Origin of the sequence: Corynebacterium sp. ACRPE, assembly GCF_022347435.1 — a bacterium.
Lineage (GTDB): Bacteria > Actinomycetota > Actinomycetes > Mycobacteriales > Mycobacteriaceae > Corynebacterium > Corynebacterium tuberculostearicum_D.
In genome coordinates, this window is sequence record NZ_JAKRNA010000013.1 from 60,055 (window position 1) to 66,486 (window position 6,432).

General features: G+C 66.0%; 6 protein-coding genes, 1 tRNA gene and 1 other RNA gene. 7 read left to right on the forward strand and 1 reads right to left on the reverse strand.

Annotation, left to right across the window (positions count from 1 at the left end; genetic code table 11):
* Positions 1-3: 3 nt before the first annotated feature.
* Genes gluQRS through MHY13_RS07850 form a run of 3 tightly spaced genes read left to right on the forward strand, consistent with a single transcriptional unit; the run spans position 4 to position 2,835 of the window.
* Entirely contained in the window at positions 4-897 is an 894-nt protein-coding gene (gene gluQRS / locus MHY13_RS07840) for a tRNA glutamyl-Q(34) synthetase GluQRS (RefSeq protein WP_239282702.1), read from the forward strand.
* Positions 898-908: 11 nt separating this feature from the next.
* On the forward strand, positions 909-2,489 hold the full coding sequence (locus MHY13_RS07845; RefSeq protein ID WP_239282704.1) for a sodium:proton antiporter: 1,581 nt from the start codon (positions 909-911) through the stop codon (positions 2,487-2,489).
* Positions 2,490-2,499: 10 nt separating this feature from the next.
* Positions 2,500-2,835, forward strand: a complete 336-nt coding sequence (locus MHY13_RS07850) for a hypothetical protein (RefSeq protein ID WP_005323168.1) — start codon at positions 2,500-2,502, stop codon at positions 2,833-2,835.
* A 76-nt stretch (positions 2,836-2,911) separates the two neighbouring features.
* On the opposite strand, the gene MHY13_RS07855 is transcribed toward MHY13_RS07850, so the two are convergent.
* Positions 2,912-3,000, reverse strand: a tRNA-Ser gene (locus tag MHY13_RS07855).
* Between the two features lie 179 nt (positions 3,001-3,179).
* Here MHY13_RS07855 and ffs point away from each other — a divergent pair.
* The 4 genes from ffs to MHY13_RS07875 all read left to right on the forward strand — a co-directional run.
* An RNA gene (ffs, locus tag MHY13_RS07860) (signal recognition particle sRNA small type) lies at positions 3,180-3,278 on the forward strand.
* Between the two features lie 61 nt (positions 3,279-3,339).
* On the forward strand, positions 3,340-4,611 hold the full coding sequence (locus MHY13_RS07865) for an aminotransferase class I/II-fold pyridoxal phosphate-dependent enzyme (RefSeq protein WP_239282706.1): 1,272 nt from the start codon (positions 3,340-3,342) through the stop codon (positions 4,609-4,611).
* Positions 4,496-5,155 carry a hypothetical protein gene (locus MHY13_RS07870; protein ID WP_239282708.1) on the forward strand — a complete coding sequence of 220 codons (660 nt, stop codon included), beginning with the start codon at positions 4,496-4,498 and terminating at the stop codon, positions 5,153-5,155. Before MHY13_RS07865 ends, MHY13_RS07870 begins: the two co-directional genes overlap by 116 nt.
* Positions 5,156-5,173: 18 nt before the next feature.
* Positions 5,174-6,432, forward strand: a 1,259-nt coding sequence (locus tag MHY13_RS07875) for a DNA polymerase III subunit gamma and tau (protein ID WP_239282710.1), incomplete at its 3' end; no start/stop codon positions are given.

A 6,432-nucleotide genomic window follows, 5' to 3' on the forward strand; every position in this document is an offset into this window, starting at 1 on the left:
GGCATGAATTCCGCGACCACCGGCGCCGGCCGCTACGCGCCAAGCCCCTCTGGCGATCTGCACTTTGGCAACCTCCGCACGGCGCTTCTGGCGTGGCTTTTCGCCCGGTCCACGGGCAGGCGCTTTGTGGTGCGCGTGGAGGACATCGATAAGCAGCGCTCCTCCCAGGAATCGGCCGAGCGCCAGCTGGCGGATCTGCGCGCGCTCGGGCTGGACTGGGACGGCGAGGTCATCTACCAGCACGACCGCGACGCCGCCTATGAGCAGGCCCTGGCCCAGCTGCCGACCTACGAGTGCTATTGCTCCCGCAAGGATATCCGTGAGGCCTCCCGCGCCCCGCACGCCATTCCCGGCCAGTACCCGGGCACCTGCCGCAACCTCACGGAAGACCAGCGCGCGGCCAAGCGCGCCGAGCTTGCGGCCCAGAATCGCCAGCCCGCCCTTCGCCTGCTTGCCGACGTCCCCACATTCACCATCCACGACGCCCTCCACGGCACCTATACGGGCGACGTCGATGACTTCATCCTGCGCCGCGGCGGCCAAGACACCGGCTGGGCCTATAACCTGGCCGTCGTCGTCGATGATGCCTACCAAGGCATCGACCAAGTGGTCCGCGGCGATGATCTGCTCTCCTCCGCGCCGCGCCAGGCCTACCTTGCCTCGCTGCTCGGCATCGAACCGCCGGAGTATATCCACGTCCCGCTCGTGCTCAATGCATCCGGCGAGCGTTTGGCCAAGCGCGATGGGGCGGTGACCATGCGGGAGATGGGGGAGGAGGGGGACGTCGTCAAGCAGCTGGCGGCCTCCCTGGGGTACGAGGCTCACAGTGCCGCGGATCTGCTCGCGCAATTCGCGCCCGATCGACTCAGCCCTGAGCCTTATATCTGGCGCGGGTAAAATCTGAGCCCATGGAAGTTCTTCTGGTGCTCATTGGGCTCATGCTGCTGACCGTGTTCGTCGTCGCCATCGGTGACAAGATTGGGCTGCCGTGGCCGGCCCTGCTGACGATCATCACCGCCTGCGCCGTCTTCGTGCCCGGCCTGCCCCAGTTCGAGCCGCCCACCGAGCTCATCCTGCCCATCTTCCTGCCGCCGCTGCTGTGGGCGCTCGCCCGGCGCACCTCGTGGGGTGTTATCCGCGAGCAATGGGTGACCATCTTGAGCCTGTCCGTGCTGCTGGTGGTCGCCACCACGCTGGCCGTTGGCTTCACGGCCTATGCCTTCCTGCCCGGCATCAGCCTGGCCGCGGCCATCCTTATCGGTGCGGCCATCGCCCCGCCGGACCCCGTCGCCGTTGACGCCGTGGCCGAGCCCGCCGGCATCCCGCGCCGCATCATCACCACCTTGCAGACCGAGGGCTTGTTTAACGACGCCGCTTCTATCGTCGCCTTCAACCTCGCGCTGACGGCCGTGACCCAAGGCGATGAGCTCTCCTTCGGCGGCGGCGTGCTCAACTTCTTCTACTCCGCATTCGTGGCGGGCGGCCTGGGGTGGGTCGTCGGCCGGCTGGTGGCGCTGTTTATCACCCACGTCCACGACGTCACCGCGCGCAACGCGCTGACCTGGGTGACGCCGTTTGCGGTCTATCTCATCTCGGAGGAACTCGGCGCCTCCGGCGTTATCGCCGTAGTCATTGCGGCCGTGGAGCTTAATTCCCGTGCCGATATTCAGGCCGAGGACCGCCTGTCCGGCCAGTCCTTCTGGGAGACGGTCGAGCTGCTTTTTACCGGCGTGGCCTTCGGGCTCATCGGCCTGACCGTCAATACGGCCATCGCGGAAGTCGGCTCGGATTTGTGGCATTCCGTGGTGGTGGGCGTCATTTTGTCCCTCGTGGCCTTCGTCGTGCGCTTGGTGTGGATGTACATCTATTACCGCATCAACGTCTCCCGCGGCCGCCCGCGCGTGGCGCCGTTGCGCTTGCAGGAGGTGCTGTTGATGACGTGGTCCGGCATGCGCGGCCTGGTCACCCTGGCGCTGGTTTTGTCCATCCCAGCCGGCGTGTTCAGCTTCCACCACGAACTGGCGGTCATTGCGCTGACCGTTCTCCTGGTCACGATGGTGGTACCCGGCCTGCTGCTGCCGTGGCTGATGGAGCGCCTCGACCTCACGGAGGCCTCCCAGATTGCCAGCGATAAAATGCGCGCCGCCGTGGTGAGCCGCGCGCGTGCGGCCAGCATCGAGGCCCTGTCACACTTCCGGCCGGACGGCCACATTACTGCCGACGCCGAAAAGGTCGACCCCGAAATTTCCGCCAACGTGATTCAGTGGTTCGAGGACCGGCTGGGCGATGGCGAGGATGTTTCCGATGATTCCCGCAAGCAGCGCGCCTGGCAGGCCCGCCACGTGGCTCTGGAGGCCCGCCGGACCGCTTTGGCGGCGGCGCAGGAGGAGCTGCTACGCATGCGCGGCGATCGGGCTTATAACCCGGCCATTGTGGACGAGGTGCTCGAGGAGATTGACCGCATGGTTCTAGGCGCCAAGCGCCACTAGGCTGGGCGGCATGGATCCCTTCGATTATGCGCAGCTTGAGGACGCGCTGGATTACCTCTACGACTTCCTCGACCAGGACCTAGCGGACCGCGTGCGCGCCGAGCGCGAATATGTTCCGGCCGGGCTGGAGGGCCTGCTTGCCGACGACTCCCTCGACGACTACGTCTGGCTCTGGATCAAAGACCCAGGCCCGAATGGCTTCCGGCAATACCTGCGCGATGGGGGCTATTCCGAGGCCGAGGTCTCCCAGGCTTTCCTCTGGGCGCGCACCGAGTGGGGGATGAATACGCCGCCGCACGTCGCGTGGCTGAAGGCGGATGGCTATGAGCCACCGGTCATCGATTAGCGGCCAGCGCGGCCGCGCGCCCGTATACAACAAAAATCCCGGCTCCATGCTGTGTAGCAGGAGCCGGGATTTCCTGTGGCGGAGGATGTGGGATTTGAACCCACGAGGGGCGTGAACCCCGCACGCGTTCCAGGCGTGTGACATAGGCCGCTAGTCGAATCCTCCGAGAAGAAACATTAGCAGCCGTGGCAATTATTTTACCAATCGCCAGGTCAGGACCTGTTTTCGGCGATCTAAAGCCGTTTTGTGTCGGATGATCCTTGGGTCGCGCGCCTGCGGGCGGTGGCGGCCCGTGCGGCCGGAGGCTCATTTGGCTAAACCGGCGCGCGGGCGTTAGAGTATGAGGCAGGATTCCGCGTGGCGTCCATCCTCTGAACTCCCCCAGGGCAGGAATGCAGCAAGGGTCAGGAGGCTCTGGCGGGTGCGCGGGGTCCCCTTTTTGTATGGCGTGCGTTACTATTGGGGGGCTAAAAGTCGCCCTATACATGGAAGGTAGACATACGCATGTCGCTTCTTACTTTGGAATCGTCCGAACTCGCGGAGCTCGCCGCCCAGGTCCGTAAGGACTACGAGGACCTTAAGGCTAAGGGCCTGAAATTGGACCTGACCCGCGGAAAGCCGGCCAAGGCACAGCTGGACCTCTCCAATGATTTGCTGGCGCTGCCCGGCCCGGGCCATTACACCGATGCGGCCGGAAACGACCTGCGTAACTACGGCAACCAAAAGGGCATCAAAGAACTGCGCGATATCTGGGGCAAGCTGACCAACATGGACCCAGAGCTGTTGGTTGCCGCAGACTCGTCCTCGCTGAATATCATGTTCGACCTGATCTCTTGGGCGTTTCTCTTCGGCACCAATGATTCTGCGCAGCCGTGGAGCAAGGAAGAAAAGCTCAAGTGGATTTGCCCGGTGCCGGGCTACGACCGTCACTTTGCCATCACCGAGCAATTCGGCTTCGAGCTGGTCACGGTGCCAATGGAGGAGGACGGGCCGGATGTAGAGGCCGTCGAAAAGCTGGTAGCGGATCCGGCAGTCAAGGGCATGTGGGTAGTGCCGATGTTCGCTAACCCCACCGGCGTCGTGATTTCTGAAGACAAGGCCCGCCGCCTCGCCCGCATGGAGGCCGGCGCGCCGGATTTCCGCATCGTGTGGGATAACGCCTACGCCGTGCACACCCTGACCGAGGACTTCCCGGAAATCCTGCCGATTCTGGATATCGCAGCGGAGGAAGGCAACCCGAACCGCTTCTGGGCCATGTCTTCTACCTCGAAGATCACCTTCGCGGGCGCGGGCGTGGGCTTCTTCGGCACCTCGGAGGACAACCTCGAGTGGTACCTGGAGCACGCGGGCATCCGCGGCATCGGCCCCAATAAGATTAACCAGCTGGCGCACCACGAGTTCTTCGGCTCTGCCGAGGGCGTGCGCGCGGTGATGCGCCGCCATGCCGCGCTGATCAAGCCCAAGTTCGATGCCGTGCTGCGCATCCTAGAAAAGCGCCTCGGCGAGTACGAAGTGGCGCAGTGGACCAACCCGAAGGGCGGCTACTTCATCTCCCTCGACGTCGTCGACGGCACCGCCAACCGCGTCTGGGAGCTGGCGCGCGATGCCGGCATCCTGCTCACCCAGGCCGGATCCGCCTACCCTTATGGCCAGGACGACAATGACCGCAATATCCGCCTCGCCCCAACCCTGCCGCCGCAGGAAGAGGTCGAGGCCGCGATGGACGGCGTCGCCACCTGCGTCCTGCTCGCCGCCGTGGAGAAGCTGGGGGCCTAAAATCAACGCCGACGAGTCTGCCCTGTGGCTGAGCGAGCTTATCCCGGCGCCGCTGGAGTTCCGCTACGTCGATAAGCGCCGGCTGGGCCTTGCCTCGCTTGCCGACGCCCAATCGCTCGCCCTCACCACCACCTTCAACACCACCGACACCGGCCTGCAAAACCAGGACGACGGCACCGATGTGCGCTGCGAGCTGCTCACGGTGGCGCGCACCGGGCAGCCCGAGGTGGCCGCCGCCATCAACGCCGCGGCTGACACCTTCGAAAAGGCCGACGGCCTGCTGCCGGCGCAGCCGGGCGTGATGCTGCCGTCCATCCTCGACGTCCCAGATATCACCGTGCACCACGGCCTGTTCATCGCCCCGTACCTGTGGGGCGGGCAGACCCCGCAGTTTCGGGAGGAGGGCCGCCTGACCCTCATCTTGCAGCTAGTCATGCTGACGGATTCGGAATATGCGTTTGGGGTAGAAGAGGGCGTCGGCAAGCTGCAGGGGGCGGTGGCCGAGCAGGGCATTGACCTGCTGGACTGGTCGCGCGAGGGTTAGCCGGTAGACTGGCTAACCGTGGCTTTATACCGGAAATATCGTCCAGCAACGTTCGCGGAGGTCGTGGGCCAAGAGCAGGTCACCACGCCGCTATCCGCCGCCCTTGATGCAGGGCGCATCAACCACGCCTACCTCTTTTCCGGCCCGCGCGGCTGCGGCAAGACCTCCTCGGCGCGGATTATGGCCCGCTCGCTCAACTGCGAGCACGGGCCGACCTCGACGCCGTGTGGCAAGTGCGATTCCTGCGTCTCCCTCGCCCCCGGCGGTCCCGGCAACCTGGACGTGACGGAGCTCGACGCCGCCTCGCACAACGGCGTGGAGGACATGCGCGAGCTGCGCGACCGCGCCTACTACGCGCCGGCCGAATCGCGCTACCGCATCTTCATTATTGACGAGGCGCATATGATTTCGCCCTCCGGTGCGAACGCGCTGCTCAAGGTGGTGGAGGAGCCGCCCGAGCACGTCATTTTCATCTTCGCGACCACGGAGCCGGAGAAAATCATCGGCACCATTCGCTCGCGTACCCACCACTATCCCTTCCGCCTGCTGACCCCGCCGGCCATGAAGGGCCTGCTGCAGCGCACCGTTGCGGCTGAGGGCGTACAGGTCGAGGACGCCGTGTATCCCATGGTTATTGAGGCGGGCGGCGGTTCCCCGCGCGATACGTTGTCCCTGCTGGACCAGCTGCTGGCCGGCGCCGGGCCCGATGGCCTGACCTACGATCTTGCCCGGCCGCTGTTGGGCGTCACCGATATCTCGCTGCTTGACGACGCCATCGAAACCCTCGCCAACCAAGACAAACCCGGCCTCTTCGCGATGGTCGACCACGTCATCGAGGCCGGCCACGATCCGCGCCGCTTCGCCGTCGATTTGCTCGACCGTTTGCGCGATTTGATGATTCTGCAGGCCGTGCCCGGCGCCATCGAGGCCGGCCTCGTCTCCGCGCCCACCGACCGCGCCTCCGTGCTCACCGCCCAGGCGCAGCGCTTTTCCGGCCCGCAGCTGACTTACCTGGCCTCCACGGTCAACGACCGCATCAGCGACCTCACCGGTGCGACTTCACCGCGCCTGCTGCTGGAAATCATGTGCGCGCATCTGCTTATCGGGTCCACCGGCCCCGCTGCTGCCGCGCCGGCACCCGCAGCGGCTCCCGCCCCCCCTCCCCCCCCCCCCGCCGGCCCGGCCCCCGCCCCCCCGCCCCGTCCCCCCCCCCCCCCCCCCCCCCCCCCCCCCCCCCCCCCCCCCCCCCCCCCCCCCCCCCCCCCCCCCCCCCCCCC

Bases quoted from the DNA above. Each gene is read 5' to 3' on its own strand.
- gluQRS (WP_239282702.1), top strand. From the start codon at position 4: ATGAATTCCGCGACCACCGGCGCCGGCCGCTACGCGCCAAGCCCCTCT.
- MHY13_RS07850 (WP_005323168.1), top strand. From the start codon at position 2,500: ATGGATCCCTTCGATTATGCGCAGCTTGAGGACGCGCTGGATTACCTC.
- MHY13_RS07845 (WP_239282704.1), top strand. From the start codon at position 909: ATGGAAGTTCTTCTGGTGCTCATTGGGCTCATGCTGCTGACCGTGTTC.
- MHY13_RS07865 (WP_239282706.1), top strand. From the start codon at position 3,340: ATGTCGCTTCTTACTTTGGAATCGTCCGAACTCGCGGAGCTCGCCGCC.
- MHY13_RS07870 (WP_239282708.1), top strand. From the start codon at position 4,496: ATGACCGCAATATCCGCCTCGCCCCAACCCTGCCGCCGCAGGAAGAGG.